This is a genomic window from Methylocystis sp., assembly GCF_051061225.1.
Taxonomy (GTDB): domain Bacteria; phylum Pseudomonadota; class Alphaproteobacteria; order Rhizobiales; family Beijerinckiaceae; genus Methylocystis.
The window spans coordinates 72,019-88,680 of sequence record NZ_JBPFEB010000129.1 but is presented as its reverse complement, the minus strand read 5'-3'; the positions used below and the strand labels follow the sequence as shown (position 1 = coordinate 88,680).

Genomic DNA, 16,662 nt, shown 5'->3' with positions numbered 1-16,662 from the left:
CTACTGAGGCTGCGCCGCGGCCCGGGCCGAAAGCGCTTTTGCCACTTTGGGGCTCAGCTCGCCGGTGACCGGCAATCCATTGTCCTTCTCGAAACGCTCGATGGTCTTCTTCATGGCCGGGCTCGCCATGCCGTCGGGCTTCACGACATAGCCCAGTCGCTGGAGCGCCCGCTGGGCCAGGAGCACGTTGCGATCCGGGCCGGCCGCCGGAGCCGTGGCTGTGGTCGCCGGAGCGGGCGGGGCCGCCGGTTTCGCGGCGCCCGCGCCGAGCAGGGAGCCGATCTGGTCGCGGCTTGCGACCTCGCGCTTCTTTTCGACCTTCACGGGCGGCTTTTCCACACGCTCGACCTTTTCGGTCCGGACGGGCGGCGCCTGTTCCGATTTCAGAATATCCGCCAGCGGGTCCGCCTTCACCGTGTCCTTCGCCCTGGGGGCGACGTGGGCGGACGCTTCGGCTTTCGCGCCGTCCACATCGCTCCGCGCGGCTTCGATCCTTGGGCGCGCGGGCGGGATCGGCGTCGTCGCCGGGTCGGGCTTTTCCGGCACAAGGACATGCGATGAAAACAGTGGCGCGGGGTGGCGGCCATCCTGGAAGTAAAGGGCGTTCAACGGCACGCCGACAAGGGCGAGGCCCGCAATGCTGAACAGCGCCATGGCGCCGAGCCGGCGCTTCTTGACGGGCGCGTTGCGCGGCGCGCCGTATTTCGGCGCGCGCGCGGGCGAGGGGCCGGGGGCGCGGCGCTTCGGCGCGGCGCGTTCTTCGGGGAAGTCGTCGAACTTCTGGGCGCTGAGCGAAACGTCACGCAATTTTCTTCACCACGTCTTCGTCGTTGCGGATGTCCGCGCCGATGACCGCGTCATGGCGGGGGATGGCTTCAATTTTCGCCGGCGCGCCGGGGGCGAAGCCCCGGCAGTCGAGCGGCAGGCGAATGGTGACGGCGACGCCCTTGCGGATCGCGCTTTCCACGGAGATGGCGCCGCCATGCAGACCCACCAGCCCGCGCACGACGGAAAGACCCAGCCCCGTGCCCTCATAGGCGCGATCATGGGTGGCGCTCGCCTGGAAGAAGGGATCGCCGAGCCGCGCCAGATCAGTCGGCGCGATGCCGATGCCGGTGTCGGCGACGGTGACGGCCAGAAGATTGCCCTCGGGCGCGACGCGCACCCACACCCTGCCGCCCGCCGGCGTGAATTTGACGGCGTTCGACAGAAGGTTGAGCAGGATCTGCTTGCAGGCGCGCCTGTCGGCGACAAGCTCCGCGATGTCGCGACGGTATTCGCGCAGCAGCCTGACGCCGCCCTGATCGGCCTTCAGTTGCACCATGTCGCAGCATTCGTCGATCAGAGCCGGCAGGGCGAAGGGCTCGGGATAGAGCTGCATCGAGCCGGCTTCGATCTTGGACATGTCCAGAATGGTGTTGACCACCTGGAGGAGGTGATTGCCCGAATTGGCGATGATGCCGGCGTATTCGCGCTGCCGCTCCGGATCGGTCGGCGCCAGGGCGGGATTGGCGAGCATCTCCGAAAAGCCGATGATGGCGTTGAGCGGCGTGCGCAGTTCGTGACTGACGTTGGCGAGGAAGCGCGTCTTCATGGCCGTCGCGCGCTCGCTCTCGGCCCGCGCCGCCGCGATCGCTTCGTCCGCGCGCTTCTGCGCGGTGACGTCGCGCAGGATGCAAACCACCGGCAGGAAGGTTTCGATCGCCCCTCCGTTCGCTTCGTTGAAGGCCGGCTGCGCGCGGCACATGCGCGCGTCGAAATCGTTGAAGACCGGTTCCGCGTAATCGCCGGAGGCCGAGGCCGACAGGCCCACCTGCACCCGCAGCGCGCCGGTCAGCGGCGCGCTGTCCTCGGCGGCGTCCGAGACGAGCTTGAGAAAGGCCGGCCGGTCGGCGACATGCACGCGCTGGAAGAAGCCGCGTCCGATGAGATCGCGCCGGTCGAGACCATAGGTTCTGTGCGTGTCGCCGATGATGCTGGCGACCGCGCCGCTGCGATCGAGATGCAGAACGATGTCGCCGATGGCGTTGGTCAGCAGGCGAAGGTCGCGCGCGTCGCTGGATTGCGATTGGCTGCGGATGCGCTCGGCGCGGACCGCGCACATGGCCATGGCCGCGCCGTATAGCAGGGGCGGAGCCGTCATCAGGATCGAACCCGCCGAAAGCGCGGCGCTCTCGGCGCCGGAAAGGCCGGCGCCCGCCGCCGTAGCGACGAGCAGGACGGCTCCCGCCCCGGCGAGAGCAGGCAGCAGCAGGCCGGGAGCGAGCGCCGCCTCGAGGAGGGCGACCGCCAGAAGGGCGGCCGGCGCCGCCCCAAAGCCGCCGGCGAGCGCGCCGACTGCCGCCGCCATGGCGAGCCAGCCGAGGATCGAGAGGCTTTGCGCCAGTCGCAACTGGCCCGTGCGCGCCAGCAGGGCGACGCAAACCAGCGGCGTCTGCGCGAGAAGGAAAATAGACGCCTCGTGCTGCGTCGGGGCGCCATGGACGAGAACCCACGCCGGCGCGGCGAGCAGCGTGGCGCCGGCAAAGGCAAGGCGCGGCAGCAGGAAGGAGCGGCGGCGCGCGGCCTCGAGCGGACCGGACGCCGCGTTCTGCCGGGCCAGAAGATCGAGCCAGCCGCCCGGCCTGTCGAGAGTTGCGAAGATACGCACGAATTTACGCAAAGGACGCTCCTGATTGAGCGCAGCCTCGCAAAGCTCTCTTAAGTGACTGCTAAATGAGCCATGGCGCCGATGCCGGCTCCGCGCGCGATGGTTTTCTTTTGGTTGTCGCGCCGCATCCGGCCGCGCCGCCGCGCGTTTACCTCCGCTCAACTCCTGCGCGCGAGAAGCTTGCTGACAGTCGCCGATTGGCGCCGCGCCGCCGCGCGGGCCCGAGGAGCCGCGTCATGGTCTTCCTGCTCAAGAGCTTCGCCTGCATCGCCCTGGTTCTGTTCGCCCTGGGCTGGCGCGGCTTCGGCGCGCCGGACGCCGTGCCGGAAAGGTCTCTTCACGGCGCCGCGTCACGGGATGCGGCCGGCGCCGCGCGCCACGCAGCGGCGGCGGACCGCCCGCAAAACCTGGCTCAGGCGGGCGTGGATGCGCTGTTCTCCGCCGCCCGCGACAAATGTCTCGCCTCGCCGCGCGACTGCGCCGCGCTTCTGCAAAACCTGCCGTCCGCGCGGAGCGGCCGTTAACCTTTTGGCGTCCAAAAAGCGTTTGAGAGAGCTAAGCCGTTTCATAAACGGACATTTTTGCTCGTAATCAAAAAATTAACCATATTGGGTAATCTGGTTAACGAGCGCTTCCACGGCCGAACCGCTACCGCCGCAAATTCGCCGCAACGTCCTGTTGCGCCTTCCGCCAGTTCCAAGGAGACGGCCATGTCCGACGAATCACCCGCGCAACCCGACGACAACGTATTCCGGTCGGAGCTCGAGAATATTCAGGAGCAGTTGCGCTCCATCCGTGCGGAGCGCGACCGCCAGAACTTCGAAAAGGCGGAAATCGTCGCCAAGGCCAATGCCTACGCCAAGGAACGCGACGACCTGAAACAGGAGCTCGCCTCGGTTCTCTCCCAGCGCGACCAGATGATTGGCGACGTCGTCGCCGACCATGAGAAGAAGATCGCCGATCTCGTCTCGGAGCGCGACCGTCTGGCGCAGGAGAAGGCCTCCGCGACGGCCCTCATCCAGAGCATGACCCGTCTGGCCGACGACGCGAAGCGCCGCGCCGACGAGGCCGACGAGGAAATCGCCCGTCTGCGCGGGATCATCGACAACACGCCCTCGGCCGATCCGTTCGAACTGCTCTGGGCGATGGCCAGCGAGAAAACCAGGGCGGCGGTGGCCTGGGTGCGCAGCAAGATTCCGGCCGACAGCCCGATCCTGCCCTGGTACGACAAGACCATCGAAACCGTGACCGTCATCGGTTGCGCGGCCGTCAAGCTCACGCGTGAGTTCATCGCCTGGGCGACCCCGCGCGTCATCGCCCTCTCGAAGCAGGGCGTCGCCAAGGTCGAGGAGCTGCTGGCGAAGAAGTAGTCGGCCGCCCCTCATCCGACCGCGCGTTCCGGGTCCGCTTCTCCCCTTGAGGGAGCTGGCGGGCCGAGGCGCCGGATGAGGGCGGGCGGGGCCGTCGGGTTCACCAGCCCTTTCTTTTGGGGCCGGGCGCTGCTATCCCGGCGCGCATGAGCAGCCCCCACAAATTCGACAACATCCGCAACTTCTCGATCGTGGCGCATATCGACCACGGAAAGTCGACGCTCGCCGACCGGCTCATTCAGGAGACCGGGACGCTCGCCGCCCGCGAGATGGTCGAGCAGGTGCTCGACTCCATGGACATCGAGCGTGAGCGTGGCATCACCATCAAGGCCCAGACCGTGCGGCTGCATTACCGCGCCAAGGATGGGAAGGACTACATCCTCAATCTGATGGACACGCCCGGCCATGTCGACTTCGCCTATGAGGTCTCCCGCTCGCTGAAGGCCTGCGAGGGTTCGCTCCTCGTGGTCGACGCCTCGCAGGGCGTCGAGGCGCAGACGCTGGCCAATGTCTATCAGGCGATCGACGCGGGCCACGAAATCGTGCCGGTGCTCAACAAGATCGATCTGCCGGCGGCCGAGCCCGAGCGCATCAAGGAGCAGATCGAGGAAGTCATCGGCCTCGACGCCTCGGAGGCCGTGCTCATCTCGGCCAAGACCGGCATCGGCATTCCCGACGTGCTGGAGGCCATCGTCACCCGCCTGCCGCCGCCCCAGGGCGACGAAAAGGCGCCGCTCAAGGCGCTGCTGGTCGATAGCTGGTACGACGCCTATCTCGGCGTCGTCGTGCTCGTGCGCATTTTCGACGGCACGCTGAAGAAGGGCCAGAAGATTCAGATGATGGGCACGGGCGCCCATTACGAGGTCGACAAGATCGGCGTGTTCCGGCCCAAGATGCAGGACGTGGCCGCGCTCGGGCCGGGCGAGGTGGGATTCATCACCGCGCAGATCAAGCAGGTGGCCGACACGCGCGTCGGCGACACCCTCACCGACGAGCGCAAGCCCTGCGCCGAAGCGCTGCCGGGCTTCAAGCCGGCGCAGCCGGTGGTGTTCTGCGGCCTGTTCCCGGTCGACGCCGCCGACTTCGAGGATCTTCGCGCCGCGATCGGCAAGCTGCGCCTCAATGACGCGAGCTTCTCCTATGAGATGGAAACCTCGGCGGCGCTGGGCTTCGGCTTCCGCTGCGGCTTTCTGGGCCTGCTGCATCTGGAGATCATTCAGGAGCGCCTGCATCGCGAGTTCAATCTCGACCTGATCGCGACGGCGCCCTCGGTGGTCTACAAGATCCTGCTCACCAACGGCGATGAAATCGAGCTGCACAATCCGGCGGACATGCCGGATGTGGTGAAGATCGAGGAAATCAAGGAGCCGTGGATTCGCGCCACGATCCTCACGCCCGACGAATATCTCGGCTCGGTTCTGAAACTCTGTCAGGACCGGCGCGGCGTGCAGGCCGATCTCAATTATGTCGGCAAGCGCGCCATGGCCGTTTACGACCTGCCGCTCAACGAAGTGGTATTCGATTTCTATGACCGCCTGAAGTCGATCTCCAAGGGCTATGCGAGCTTCGATTATCAGCTCACCGACTATCGCGCCGGCGATCTCGTCAAGATGAGCATTCTCGTCAACGCCGAGCCGGTGGACGCGCTGTCCATGCTGGTGCATCGCACGCGCGCCGAGGGGCGCGGCCGTCAGATGTGCGAGAAGCTCAAGGAGCTGATCCCGCCGCATATGTTCCAGGTGCCGATTCAGGCGGCGTTGGGCGGCAAGATCATCGCCCGCGAGACCGTGCGCGCCTTCCGCAAGGACGTGACCGCCAAATGCTACGGCGGCGACGTGACGCGCAAGCGCAAGCTGCTGGAGAAGCAGAAGGAAGGCAAGAAGAAGATGCGCCAGTTCGGCCGCGTCGAAATCCCGCAGGAAGCCTTCATCGCCGCGCTGAAGATGGAAGAGTAGGGGCTCTCTGGAGCCTCTCTTTCTCCCGCTCTCTCACGGCGTGCGTCGCTCCCAAAAGAAAAGGCCCGGCTTTCGCCGGGCCTTTCCATTGACGGGCTTTGGAGCCCTGTCTCAGTAACGGGCGACCACCGGAGCCGGAACGCCCCAGTTGAAGTGATAGTTCACGCCAGCGCGGGCGATCACGCCCTGATAGTTGACGCGCACGGCGCCAATACCGCCCAGGCCGGCGCTGTTCAGCGCGTTGCTGACCGGCGCAGCGGCGAGGGTCGCCGTCGGAACGTTCATATTGCCCATGTTCCAGTAGATGCCTTCGGCCTTGATCGACCAGTTCGGCATGAACATCCACTCGAGGCCGCCGCCGACGTTCCAGCCGACAAGCGTCTGAGACTTGTTGCCGCCGCCAATCGACGTGTAGGTGAGCGAGGGGTTGATCACGTCGCGGTTGAAGTAGTTCGGCGTGGTCGTGAAGGAGTTGTCAAGCTGCGTCACGCCCGTATGACGCACATTGGCGTAGACGCCGCCATAGGTCAGACCGCCCGTCGCGTAAATGAGCATCGTGGGGGTCCAGAGGTAGCCAAGACGGCCGCGCACTGTGCCCATCCAGTCGACGCCGGCATTGATGCTCGTGCCGCCGATCGAGGTGGCCGTATTGGTCCAGGTGCCGGGGGAGCAGGAGTTGAAGAAACAGTTATACCCGGCGTTCGACACGCTCGAGATCCCCGACGCGCCGCCATGCGAGGTGCCGCGGATGCCCGTGCCCTGGATGTCAGCCTCGATGCCGATCAGGAAGTTCGGACCCCACTGGTAGTTATAACCAATCTGGCCGCCGCCGATGAAGCCGTTCTGATTGGCGTTGTTGAACGAGCCGGACTGGGCAAGGCCGGCGCCGGTCGCGAGGGTGCCGAAAACCGGATAATACCGCTGAGCCACATCCATGTTAGGCTGGGCAGCGCCCCTCTGGAAGCCCTGGAAGATGACCGCATCCTGGGCCCAAACGGCGCTCTGCGGATTGTTGTTGGTGCCGAAGCCGTAGCCGGCGTTCAGACCGGCGTAGAAGCCGGTCCACATCGGCGGCGGCGGCGGCGGCGGGGGAAGCATCGGCGGAGCCTTGCGCGTCGGCAGGTCGGCGGCGAGCGCGGTGCCAGCGGCCAGCGCCAGCGTCGCAACGGAGATGAGAAGTTTCTTCATTTAGCAATCCAGTATTTCGGGGAGCGCCCGCCAAAGCGGGCGTCCGGATGGTTGTGTCTTACCGCCTGCTAAAAGAAACGATTGCAACCGAATCGTCAAAGCACATGTGACGCTGTGTGTGACTTTTCGGAAAGGTGTCTCGGATATGCAACACAAATGATACGCTTGCGCTTCCTGTCGAGGTAACGGCCACGGGCCAGCCCAGAGCTGGGCAAGCCGCTGAATTCTCACGTGGAAAATTTACCGCTTGCCGTAGAGCGGTTCGTTGCGGGAGGGCCAAAGAAAAAGCCGGCTCTCCCACCGGCTTTTCCTCCGGCGCTCTGTTACGATGACGCCGCAACGCGCCGGTCAGCTCGTTTTCATCGCGCAGTAAACGTCGAGCGCCGCGATGAGACCGATCGTCAGCGCCGCGAGATTGTTGGCCTGCTGCACGCTCTTGTTCGTGCTGGCCATTTGCGGCGCGACGGCCGCCATGTCGAGCACATCGCCTGCCGCCCGCGCCCAGAGCCAGGCCGCCGGCCGCCGAGACAGCAGAATGCCGAGACCGGCGATCATCTCTCTCAGCCCGTAGGATTGCACGAGCCCGGCGCGGCGTTCCATTCCGAGCGGCGCCGCCACCTGTCTCGGCGCGAAAAACTCGAGAAGACCCAATCCGATCGAGAACCAGCCGAGGCCCGAGACGATCGTCTCGAGCGACGGGGCGGCGCGCGCGCTTTTGATCTGCGTCATGGTCTTTCCTTCCGCGGTTTGCGACTTCGCGTTTATCTGGCGCCGCCCTCCTGTCGGGACAGCCCCGCGCCGCGCGGTTTCGAATTGCCGCGCTGGCCCCGCCTTGGGCGCGCGCTAACTGGCTTCCTTGTTTCGTTTCCCTGGTCCGTTCTTACCAGCCATCAACGAGGGCGGCTCATGCCGGCGTTTGCGTCTCTCCCGAGGAGCCATTGCCTCTACGCAGGAATAGCGCTGTGCGCGTCCGTGCTGCACCCCGGATGGGCCTGCGCGCAGCAGACGCTCGCCGCGCTCGCGTCCGATGCGCGCAACTGGCCGATCGCCTCGCGCGACTACGCCAATACGCGCTTCAGCCCGCTGGACCAGATCAACACCGCCAATGTCGACAAGCTGAAACTGGCGTGGTCCTTCTCGGTCGGCGCCAATCGCGGGCAGGAGGCGGCGCCGCTTGTGATCAACGGAGTCATGTATGTCGTCGGTCCCTATGACGGGCCGCACCCCAACCAGGTCTTCGCGCTCGACGCCTCGACCGGCGACATCAGATGGTCCTATGCCCCGAAACCCGAGCCTGCCGCCAAAGGCGTGGCCTGCTGCGACGTGGTGAGTCGCGGCCTCGCCTATGACAATGGCAAGATCTTCCTCAATACGCTCGACGATTACATGGTGGCGCTCGACGCGAAGAGCGGCAAGGAACTCTGGGTCACGAAACTCGGCGACATCAATCTCGGCGAGACGATGACCATGGCGCCGCTCGCCGTGAAGGGGAAAGTCTTCGCGGGCAACAGCGGCGGCGAAATGGGCGTTCGCGGCTGGCTCACCGCCGTGGATCAGAACAGCGGCAAGATCGCGTGGCGCGCCTATTCGACCGGGCCGGATTCGGAAACGCTCATCGGCCCGGAGTTCAGCCCGCATTACGACTGGATGAAAGGCAAGGATCTCGGCGTCACGACCTGGCCGGCCGATCACTGGCGCACCGGCGGCGGCACGGTCTGGGGATGGCTCTCCTACGATCCGGAAACCAATCTTCTCTTTTACGGCACAGGCAATCCCGGCCCATGGAACTCCAATCAGAGACCCGGAGACAATCTCTGGACGAGCACGGTGTTCGCGCGCGACGCGGACACCGGCGCGGCCAGATGGGCCTATCAGATGAGCCCCCATGATCTGTGGGACCATGACGAAGTCAACGAGAACATGCTTCTCGACCTGCCGATTCACGACGCGCAACGCAAGGTGCTCGTCCATCCCGGCCGCAACGGCTACATGTATGTGATCGATCGCGCGTCCGGCGAGGTTCTGTCCGCTGATCCCTACGACACCATCACCGTCTACAAGGGCGTCGATCTCAAGTCGGGGCGGATCGAGCCAAATGACGCGCTGAAGCCCGTTCTCAACAAGACAGTTGAAAACATCTGCCCCGCGCCGCCCGGCGCGAAGGATTGGCAGCCCATGGCCTGGTCGCCGCGCACGCAGCTTCTCTACGTGCCGCATCAGCATCTCTGCGCGAATTTCAACGCCAGCGAAGTCAGCTATATCGCGGGCACGCCTTTCGTGGGAGCGACCGTCGATATGTACGCCGGCCCCGGCGGCCATCGCGGCGAGTTTCTGGCGTGGGATCCGGTCAAGCGCGCGAAGGCCTGGTCGGTGACCGAAAAGCTCCCCGTCTGGAGCGGCGCTCTCGTGACGGCCGGAGACGTCGTGTTCTACGGAACGATGGATCGCATGTTCAAGGCGCTGGACGCGCGGACGGGGCAAGTGCTCTGGCAGATTCGGGCGCCGTCCGGCTTTGTCGGACAGCCGGTCGCCTATGTCGGGGGTGACGGCGTGGAGTATATCGCCATTCTCTCCGGCGTGGGCGGATGGCCGGGCGTCATCGCCAGCGCCGAGATCGATCCGCGCGTGCGCAATTCTGCGCTCGGCTTTGTCGGCGCGACCCAGGATCTCCCGCTCTATACCGTCGGCGGCAGCACGCTGCTTGTTTTTTCTCTGGGCGACGCGAGCGTCCAGCATGCGACGCCAGCGCAATAAGGAGCGTCACGATGCGTCTTGCCAGCCTTGCCGCCCTCGTCGTGATCCTCGTAGCGCCGGCCGCCGTCGTGCAGGCCGATACGTTGCGGGTCTGCGCCGACCCCAACAACCTGCCGTTCTCGGACGACAAGGGGAACGGCTTCGAGAACAAGCTCGCCGAGCTCGTCGCGCGAGACATGGGCAAGACCGTCTCCTATGCGTGGTGGGCGCAGCGTCGCGGCTTCATCCGGAACACGCTCAAGGCCGGGCAATGCGACGTGGTCATGGGCGTGCCGGCCCATTATGGCCCTGTCGCGACGACGCGGCCTTATTATCGCTCCAGCTATGTCTTCGTCTCGCGTCAGGACCGCAACATTGACGTTGCGTCGCTGAAGGACCCGCGCCTGCATCAGCTCAAGATCGGCGTGCATCTCTTCGGCGACGACGGCATGAACGCGCCGCCCGCGCATGCGCTGGGCGAACAGGGCATTGTCGGCAATGTCATCGGCTACACGATCTATGGCGATTACCGTGACGAGACGCCGCCCGCGCGGTTGATCAAGGCGGTGGAAAGCGGCGAGGTGGAGCTCGCCGCCGCGTGGGGGCCGCTCGCAGGCTACGCCGCGCTGCATTCGCCTGTCCCGCTGCGCATCGTTCCCATCGCGGATACGAAGGACTTCGCGCCACTGGAATTCGCCTTCGACATTTCCATGGGCGTGCGCAAGGGAGACGTCGCGCTGCTCAGGAAACTCGACGACATCCTCCAGCGCCGGCGTGGCGACGTCGCCGCGCTGCTCGCACGCTATGGGGTTCCGATCGCCTCCGAGGCCCAGCGGTAAAGGAAAGGCCAATGAAAAGGCGGAGCCTCGAGAGTGTGGCCGTTCTACTTGCGCTGACGCTCGCACCGCAGGCCGCTGACGCGCGCCCCGCGCGACACGCGCCGGCGCCCCAGCAAGCGCCGCAGCCCGCCGCGCAGAACGGGACGCCGCCGCCTTCCAATCCGCCGCCGAGACAGACCGCGCCCATCGTGGCCTATGGAGCGCCGAGCCAATTGCTGGAGGCCCCTGTTTCCGCGCTGCTGCCCGGAAACACCGGCCCGAGGCCGCAAGTCGTCAATCCCGTCGAAAACAATCCCGAAGCAATTCAGCGCGGCATGAATTATTTCAACATGTTCAATTGCAGCGGCTGTCACGCGCCGAACGCCGGCGGCGGCATGGGACCGTCGCTCAGCAATCGCTTCTTCATCTACGGCGGCGCGCCGCAGAATGTGTATCTGAGCATCTACCAGGGGCGCCCCAACGGCATGCCTTCATGGGGCGCCATGCTGCCCGAAGAGATCATCTGGGATCTTGTCGCCTATATTCGCAGCATCAGCAGCGAGCCGACGCGCGCATGGGGTCAGACCTTTTCGCACGAGGCGTTCTCGATCGAGCAGGTTCCGGCGGAATTTGCGAAGACCGCGACCCCCTGGAGCGAGACGGAGCGATTCAGCTTCGGCCAAAAGCCCAACGGGAAGCGCTGATGCCAACGCCCGCCTATCCGCCCATGAATTACCTGCAGGCGTTTGGCGGCAAGGCGGAGACGATCGCGCTTCTGACATGGGCGCTGCTTGCCCTCTCCATCGCCGTCGTCGCCATCATCGCGCTGCTGACCGCCGCTGGCGTCGCGATGCGGCGCGCCGCGTTCTCCGCCGAAGAGACAGGGCGCGAGCCGGTCGTGAGGCGAAGCGGCGGCCTGTCCTGGATCACGGTTGGCGTTGCGCTCTCCACGCTGGCGCTCTTCGGCTCCATGGCGTGGAACGCCTATACAATGGCGGCCATCAACAAGCCGCCGCGCGAGCCGGCGCTCACCCTCGAGGTGATCGGCCATCAATGGTGGTGGCAATTCCGCTACAAGAGTGATGAGCCGGCGCAGGTGTTCGACACCGCGAACGAAGCGCATATTCCGACGGGCGTTCCGGTGCGGCTCGAGGTTCACACCGAAGACGTCATTCATTCCTTCTGGATTCCCGCGCTTGGCGACAAGCTCGACCTCATCCCCGGCCAGACCAATGTGAGCTGGTTCGAGGCGGACAGGCCCGGCGCCTATCGCGGACAATGCGCGGAATATTGCGGCCGCCAGCACGCCCATATGGCGGTCACGGTCATCGCGGAGCCGCCGGAGGCGTTCGAGGCCTGGCGCAAGGCGCAAGTGCAGCCGGCGCAAAAGGCGCAGGGCGAACTGGCGACCGGAGAGGCGTCGTTTCTCGCGCGCTGCGGCGTCTGTCATAGCGTGCGTGGCACTCTGGCGGGAGGGAAGCTCGGTCCGGACCTGACGCATCTGATGAGCCGGGGAGCTCTCGCCGCCAACACGCTGCAAAACACCACGGCGACCCTGACCGGCTGGATCGCCGATCCCCAGCGCGTCAAGCCCGGCGCCAGAATGCCAACTCTGGATTTGCAGGCGCCGGAACTGACCAATATCCGCCGCTATCTGCAAACGCTCAAATAGGGAGCCGCTCATGGCCGTCGTCGAAACCGACCGCTCCCAACAGGTGCAGCGCGCGGACGAAACGACCACGCTGAAGCTCGCAGCCCTCTGGGCCGGAGAGCGCGGGCTGCGCGGATGGTTCTCGACAGTGGATCACAAGGAATATGGGAAGCGCTATATCGCGACCGCGTTCCTGTTCCTCATTCTCGGCGGGCTCGAAGCGCTGGTCATGCGCCTGCAACTCGCTGGCCCGAACAAGACGCTGCTGACGCCCGAGCAATACGATCAGCTCTTTTCCATGCACGGGCTGACCATGATCTTTCTCTACGCCCAGCCGGTTCTCTCCGGCTTCAGCGTGTTCCTGTTTCCGCTGATTCTCGGCACGCGGGACATGGTCTTTCCGAGACTCAACGCCTTCTCCTACTGGATTTATTTATTTTCCGGGCTCTTCATCTATGCAGGCTTTCTGGTCGGCTACGGCCCGAACGACGGCTGGTTCAACTATCCGCCCTATGCGCTGAAGCCCTATAATCCTGGCCCCAACATGGATTTCTATGCATTGGGGATGATCCTGTTCGGCGTGTCCTCGACAGCCGGCGCGACGAACTTCGTCGTGACCTTCCTGCGCGCGCGGGCGCCGGGCATGTCGATCAACCGCGTGCCGATCCTTGCCTGGGGCACGGTGACGACGTCTTTCGGCATTCTCTTTTCCGTTCCCGCCGCCAGCCTCGCCTTTTTCATGCTCTGGACGGACAGGCAATTCGGCACGCATTTCTTCGACACGGCGGGACGTGGCCAGCCGCTCTTGTGGCAGCATCTCTTCTGGATCTTCGCGCATCCCTGGGTTTATGTCGTCGTGCTTCCCGCCATGGGCATTGTTTCGGACGCGCTGCCGATCTTCTGCCGCCGCCCGCTTGTCGGCTATACGGTGGTCGTGCTGGCGACGGTCGCAACGATGGTCATGGGCTTCGGCGTGTGGTTGCATCACATGTTCGCGACCGGCATTCCCTTCCTGGCGCTGTCCTTCTTCAGCGCGGCCTCCTTTGTCATCACGGTGCCCAGCGCCGTGGCGGTCTTCGCCTGGATCGCGACGATCTGGACTGGCCGTCCCGTTCTCTCGACGGCCTTCCTGTTCTTCGCGGGATTCATTGTCATGTTCGTGATCGGCGGCGTCTCGGGCGTCATGACCGCCGCGGCGCCATCAGATCAGCAATTGACGGACACTTACTTTGTCGTCGCGCATATTCACTATGTGCTGATCGGCATCAATGTCCTCGCAGTGATGGGCGGGCTCTATGTCTGGTTCCCGAAGATGACGGGCCGTCTGCTGGATGAGCGGCTCGGACGGTGGAATTTCTGGACGGTCTTCATCGGCTTCAACCTGGCCTTCCTGCCCATGCACTGGACGGGGCTCGCAGGCATGCCGCGACGGATTTACACTTATCCCCAAGGATTGGGCTGGAGCACGGTCAATCTCGTGACCACGATCGGGGCCTTCATTCTCGCGGCGGGGGTCCTGCTTCTTCTCGTGAATGTCCTGATCAGCCGGCGCCGGGGGACAATCGCCGGGCCTGATCCCTGGGGCGGCCCGACGCTCGAATGGACGATGGCTTCGCCGCCGCCTGCCTATGACTTCGCCGTCATTCCGGTGGTGGCGAGCCGGCATCCGCTTTGGGAGGAGGCGCTTCAGGAGGGCGAGGACCGCTCGTCGCTCACGCGCGGCCTGGTTCTCGACAACGGCAAGGAGATGCTCGCCACCACCGCGCTCGACGCCGAGCCGGACGCCATCCAGAAGATGCCCGAGGATTCACTGGCGCCGCTCCTGACCGCGCTAGCGGCGACGGCGCTCGGCGCCGCTGCCCTGGCGCATGCGTGGTACGCCGCCGGGCTCGTCTTTCTCATTCTCCTGGCCGCTCTTCTTTTCTGGCTGTGGCCGCGTCGTGAACTCGGTCAGGTCGCGGAGAAGCCTCATGTCTGATCAGGCGCTGGAGAGACGCGGCCTTCCGGTCGGGAGCGTCGGCCACAAAGCCTTCGGCTGGTGGGGAATGATGACGGTGATCATGACGGAAGGATCGCTGTTCGCCTATCTGCTGTTCAGCTACTATTACTTCGTCGTTCAACACGGGCGCGTCTGGATTCCCGAAACCCCGAGCCTGAAGCTGGCGGCGCCCAATACGGCGATCCTGCTGCTGAGCAGCCTTTTCGTGTGGTGGGGGGAGCACAGCGCCGCGCGCAACCAGAGAGGCCGACAGGCGGCCGGACTCGCCATCGGCCTGGCGCTCGGCGTCGTCTTTCTCATTATCCAGACCTACGAATGGCGCGAGAAATCCTTTACTGTTGCGTCGACCTCCTACGGCTCGTCCTATTTCATCACCACGGGTTTCCACATGGCGCATGTGCTTTTCGGCGCCCTGATGCTTGCGGCTGTCCTGATCTGGTCGCTCATGAACTATTTCGACGCAAACCGACATGCGGCCCTTTCGATCGCCGCCATCTATTGGCATTTCGTCGATGTGGTCTGGCTGGCGATCTTCTTTACCTTCTATCTCACGCCCTACATAGGATGACGCGATGCCGAGAGAGATCATGACTTCCTACGGCGTCGGCCATCCCGCCCCGCATCGCGGGCGCATCGCGAACGCGCTGCTCTTTGCCGCGCTGCTCGCCGCGCCGCTGGCGTGGTCGGCGCAGTTGCTTCTGAATTACGGGCTCGCAAGTCACGCCTGCTTTCCGCAGACGAGGCCAAAGGCGGCGCCGGGACCAGGCTGGGAATGGCTCCATTCCGCGCTGCTCGGAATCAATCTCGTCGCTCTCGCGATCGCAATCGCCGCGACGGTCATCTCACTGTTCATCTGGCGCCGGACAAGCGATGAGGCGCATGGCGGCCATGAGCATCTCATCGAGGCGGGCGAGGGGCGCACGCGCTTTTTTGCGGTCTGGGGAGTTTGGTCGGGCGTGTGGTTCATCATCCAGATTCTCTTCGGCACAATCGCAGCCGTCGGAGGCATCGGATGCGGAAGCTGATCGTGCTTGCCTGCGCAGCCGCCGGCTTTGTGACGCCGGCCGCCGCCCACGCGGACGCAGCGTTCGCGCAAGCGCATCGTCAAGCCTTCGCGCTCGGCGCCGTGCTGTTGCTCACGCTCTCCTATGCCGCCGGCGCTCTGTCGCTTTTCAAGCGCGGGACCGTTCGGCGCCTGATCGGGACGCGGCGCTTTCTCGCCTTCCTCCTGGCGGTTCTTCTTCTCACGGCGTCGACGGCGTCACCTTTCGCGCAGGCAAGCGAGCGTCTCTTCGCAACACATATGACGCAGCACCTTCTGCTCATACTCATCTGCGCGCCCCTGCTCGTGGCGGCGCATGCGACGGTCGTCATACAGAGAGCTTATGCGCCGCTGTTGCAGACAGCGCCGTTTCGCGCCTTGCTGAAGGCCGGCGGATTTGTTGCGACGCCAGTCGCTGTTTGGTTCTGGTTCACAGGCCTCTTTCTCCTGTGGCACGTCCCGGCGCTTTACGCCTGGGCGCTGAGCGGCGCGTTCGCCCATGCGCTGGAGCATCTCAGCTTTTTCTTCGGCGCTTACGCCTTCTGGTCCGTTGTGATGGCGCCGTCGGGACGTCATGCGCTGGGTTATGGCGGGCGGCTTCTGTTTGTCCTCAGCGCGGCGCTGCTCAGCGGATTGCCCGGCGCCCTCATCGCCCTGTCGTCGCGGCCTCTCTATGTAAAGGACGCAGACGCCCTGGCGCGGCTGGGCCTCACGCCGCTTGAAGATCAGCAACTCGCCGGGCTCGTCATGTGGATACCCGGCGGCCTCGCCTATATCGTGGCCATTCTGCTCCTTTTGCTGGCGTGGATGCGAGAGGCCGAGCGCAGAGCGTTGCGGAGGTCACGTGGCGCCGGGCTCACTGTCATCGGCGCCGTGCTGCTGTCGCCGATGCTCTCCGGCTGTGACGCGCCGACGTCGGCGCGTCTCGGCGCGGCGGCGGCGCAGGCTTATGAGAGTGGCGGCGATCCGCGCAAGGGCGCCGAAGATATCGCCGCGATCGGCTGTGGCGTCTGTCACACCATTCCCGGCGTCACTGGCGCCATTGGCCTCGTCGGCCCCCCACTCAGTCAGATGGGGCGGCGCGTCTATATCGCGGGCCTGCTGAGAAACACGCCCGACAATCTGCGAATGTGGCTCAAGAACCCGCAGAAGATCGTGCCCGGCAATGTGATGCCGGATATGGGCCTCACCGATGAGCAGAGCCGTGATATCGCCGCTTATCTTTATACGTTGAAGTGACGTGCGGCGATCGGTTT

Annotated in this window: 15 protein-coding genes; 11 read left to right on the top strand and 4 right to left on the bottom strand. The window is 65.0% G+C overall.

Features of this window, described 5'->3' with window-relative positions; all coding sequences use genetic code 11:
• Complete coding sequence (locus ACR652_RS22395; RefSeq protein ID WP_434508688.1) at positions 1–807, bottom strand: peptidoglycan-binding protein; 807 nt, start codon at positions 805–807, stop codon at positions 1–3.
• Positions 800–2,662, bottom strand: coding sequence for an ATP-binding protein (locus ACR652_RS22390; RefSeq protein WP_434508687.1), 1,863 nt, complete (start codon positions 2,660–2,662; stop codon positions 800–802). The genes ACR652_RS22395 and ACR652_RS22390 overlap by 8 nt, the downstream gene beginning before the upstream one ends.
• Before the next feature lie 224 nt (positions 2,663–2,886).
• On the opposite strand from ACR652_RS22390, the gene ACR652_RS22385 reads away from it, so the two are divergent.
• From ACR652_RS22385 to lepA, 3 genes are all read left to right on the top strand, one after another.
• Positions 2,887–3,174, top strand: coding sequence for a hypothetical protein (locus ACR652_RS22385; RefSeq protein ID WP_434508686.1), 288 nt, complete (start codon positions 2,887–2,889; stop codon positions 3,172–3,174).
• 186 nt (positions 3,175–3,360) lie between these two features.
• A complete protein-coding gene (locus ACR652_RS22380; RefSeq protein WP_434508685.1) occupies positions 3,361–4,020 on the top strand; it encodes a hypothetical protein in 660 nt (219 codons plus the stop codon).
• 146 nt (positions 4,021–4,166) lie between these two features.
• The gene (gene lepA / locus ACR652_RS22375; RefSeq protein ID WP_434508684.1) at positions 4,167–5,975 is read left to right on the top strand and encodes a translation elongation factor 4; all 1,809 of its coding nucleotides are present in this window, start codon (positions 4,167–4,169) and stop codon (positions 5,973–5,975) included.
• A 111-nt stretch (positions 5,976–6,086) separates the two neighbouring features.
• Here the strand turns inward: lepA and ACR652_RS22370 are convergent, their stop codons facing one another.
• Positions 6,087–7,163, bottom strand: a complete 1,077-nt coding sequence (locus tag ACR652_RS22370; protein ID WP_434508683.1) for an outer membrane protein — start codon at positions 7,161–7,163, stop codon at positions 6,087–6,089.
• Between the two features lie 348 nt (positions 7,164–7,511).
• Positions 7,512–7,892: a hypothetical protein gene (locus ACR652_RS22365; RefSeq protein ID WP_434508682.1), complete on the bottom strand. Its 381-nt coding sequence runs from the start codon at positions 7,890–7,892 to the stop codon at positions 7,512–7,514.
• 177 nt (positions 7,893–8,069) lie between these two features.
• Here ACR652_RS22365 and ACR652_RS22360 point away from each other — a divergent pair, with 177 nt between their 5' ends.
• The 8 genes from ACR652_RS22360 to ACR652_RS22325 are packed head-to-tail and all read left to right on the top strand — an operon-like array spanning position 8,070 to position 16,645.
• Positions 8,070–9,917: a PQQ-dependent dehydrogenase, methanol/ethanol family gene (locus tag ACR652_RS22360; protein ID WP_434508681.1), complete on the top strand. Its 1,848-nt coding sequence runs from the start codon at positions 8,070–8,072 to the stop codon at positions 9,915–9,917.
• A gap of 11 nt (positions 9,918–9,928) precedes the next feature.
• The gene (locus tag ACR652_RS22355; RefSeq protein WP_434508680.1) at positions 9,929–10,735 is read left to right on the top strand and encodes a substrate-binding domain-containing protein; all 807 of its coding nucleotides are present in this window, start codon (positions 9,929–9,931) and stop codon (positions 10,733–10,735) included.
• Between the two features lie 11 nt (positions 10,736–10,746).
• Positions 10,747–11,418 (top strand): c-type cytochrome, encoded by a 672-nt coding sequence (locus ACR652_RS22350; protein ID WP_434508679.1) that lies wholly within the window; start codon positions 10,747–10,749, stop codon positions 11,416–11,418.
• Positions 11,418–12,386, top strand: coding sequence for a cytochrome c oxidase subunit II (gene coxB, locus ACR652_RS22345; protein WP_434508678.1), 969 nt, complete (start codon positions 11,418–11,420; stop codon positions 12,384–12,386). The genes ACR652_RS22350 and coxB overlap by 1 nt, the downstream gene beginning before the upstream one ends.
• Before the next feature lie 10 nt (positions 12,387–12,396).
• Positions 12,397–14,343 carry a cytochrome c oxidase subunit I gene (locus ACR652_RS22340; protein ID WP_434508677.1) on the top strand — a complete coding sequence of 649 codons (1,947 nt, stop codon included), beginning with the start codon at positions 12,397–12,399 and terminating at the stop codon, positions 14,341–14,343.
• Entirely contained in the window at positions 14,336–14,932 is a 597-nt protein-coding gene (locus ACR652_RS22335) for a cytochrome c oxidase subunit 3 (protein WP_434508676.1), read from the top strand. The genes ACR652_RS22340 and ACR652_RS22335 overlap by 8 nt, the downstream gene beginning before the upstream one ends.
• Before the next feature lie 19 nt (positions 14,933–14,951).
• On the top strand, positions 14,952–15,389 hold the full coding sequence (locus ACR652_RS22330) for a hypothetical protein (protein WP_434508675.1): 438 nt from the start codon (positions 14,952–14,954) through the stop codon (positions 15,387–15,389).
• On the top strand, positions 15,377–16,645 hold the full coding sequence (locus ACR652_RS22325; RefSeq protein WP_434508674.1) for a cytochrome c oxidase assembly protein: 1,269 nt from the start codon (positions 15,377–15,379) through the stop codon (positions 16,643–16,645). The genes ACR652_RS22330 and ACR652_RS22325 overlap by 13 nt, the downstream gene beginning before the upstream one ends.
• Positions 16,646–16,662: the final 17 nt, after the last annotated feature.

What these genes read in the sequence shown, in the direction of transcription:
- ACR652_RS22330 (WP_434508675.1), top strand. Translation starts at nt 14,952, where the DNA reads ATGACTTCCTACGGCGTCGGCCATCCCGCCCCGCATCGCGGGCGCATC.
- ACR652_RS22370 (WP_434508683.1), bottom strand. Translation starts at nt 7,163, where the DNA reads ATGAAGAAACTTCTCATCTCCGTTGCGACGCTGGCGCTGGCCGCTGGC.
- lepA (WP_434508684.1), top strand. Translation starts at nt 4,167, where the DNA reads ATGAGCAGCCCCCACAAATTCGACAACATCCGCAACTTCTCGATCGTG.
- ACR652_RS22355 (WP_434508680.1), top strand. Translation starts at nt 9,929, where the DNA reads ATGCGTCTTGCCAGCCTTGCCGCCCTCGTCGTGATCCTCGTAGCGCCG.
- coxB (WP_434508678.1), top strand. Translation starts at nt 11,418, where the DNA reads ATGCCAACGCCCGCCTATCCGCCCATGAATTACCTGCAGGCGTTTGGC.
- ACR652_RS22380 (WP_434508685.1), top strand. Translation starts at nt 3,361, where the DNA reads ATGTCCGACGAATCACCCGCGCAACCCGACGACAACGTATTCCGGTCG.
- ACR652_RS22340 (WP_434508677.1), top strand. Translation starts at nt 12,397, where the DNA reads ATGGCCGTCGTCGAAACCGACCGCTCCCAACAGGTGCAGCGCGCGGAC.
- ACR652_RS22365 (WP_434508682.1), bottom strand. Translation starts at nt 7,892, where the DNA reads ATGACGCAGATCAAAAGCGCGCGCGCCGCCCCGTCGCTCGAGACGATC.
- ACR652_RS22360 (WP_434508681.1), top strand. Translation starts at nt 8,070, where the DNA reads ATGCCGGCGTTTGCGTCTCTCCCGAGGAGCCATTGCCTCTACGCAGGA.
- ACR652_RS22385 (WP_434508686.1), top strand. Translation starts at nt 2,887, where the DNA reads ATGGTCTTCCTGCTCAAGAGCTTCGCCTGCATCGCCCTGGTTCTGTTC.
- ACR652_RS22325 (WP_434508674.1), top strand. Translation starts at nt 15,377, where the DNA reads ATGCGGAAGCTGATCGTGCTTGCCTGCGCAGCCGCCGGCTTTGTGACG.
- ACR652_RS22335 (WP_434508676.1), top strand. Translation starts at nt 14,336, where the DNA reads ATGTCTGATCAGGCGCTGGAGAGACGCGGCCTTCCGGTCGGGAGCGTC.
- ACR652_RS22350 (WP_434508679.1), top strand. Translation starts at nt 10,747, where the DNA reads ATGAAAAGGCGGAGCCTCGAGAGTGTGGCCGTTCTACTTGCGCTGACG.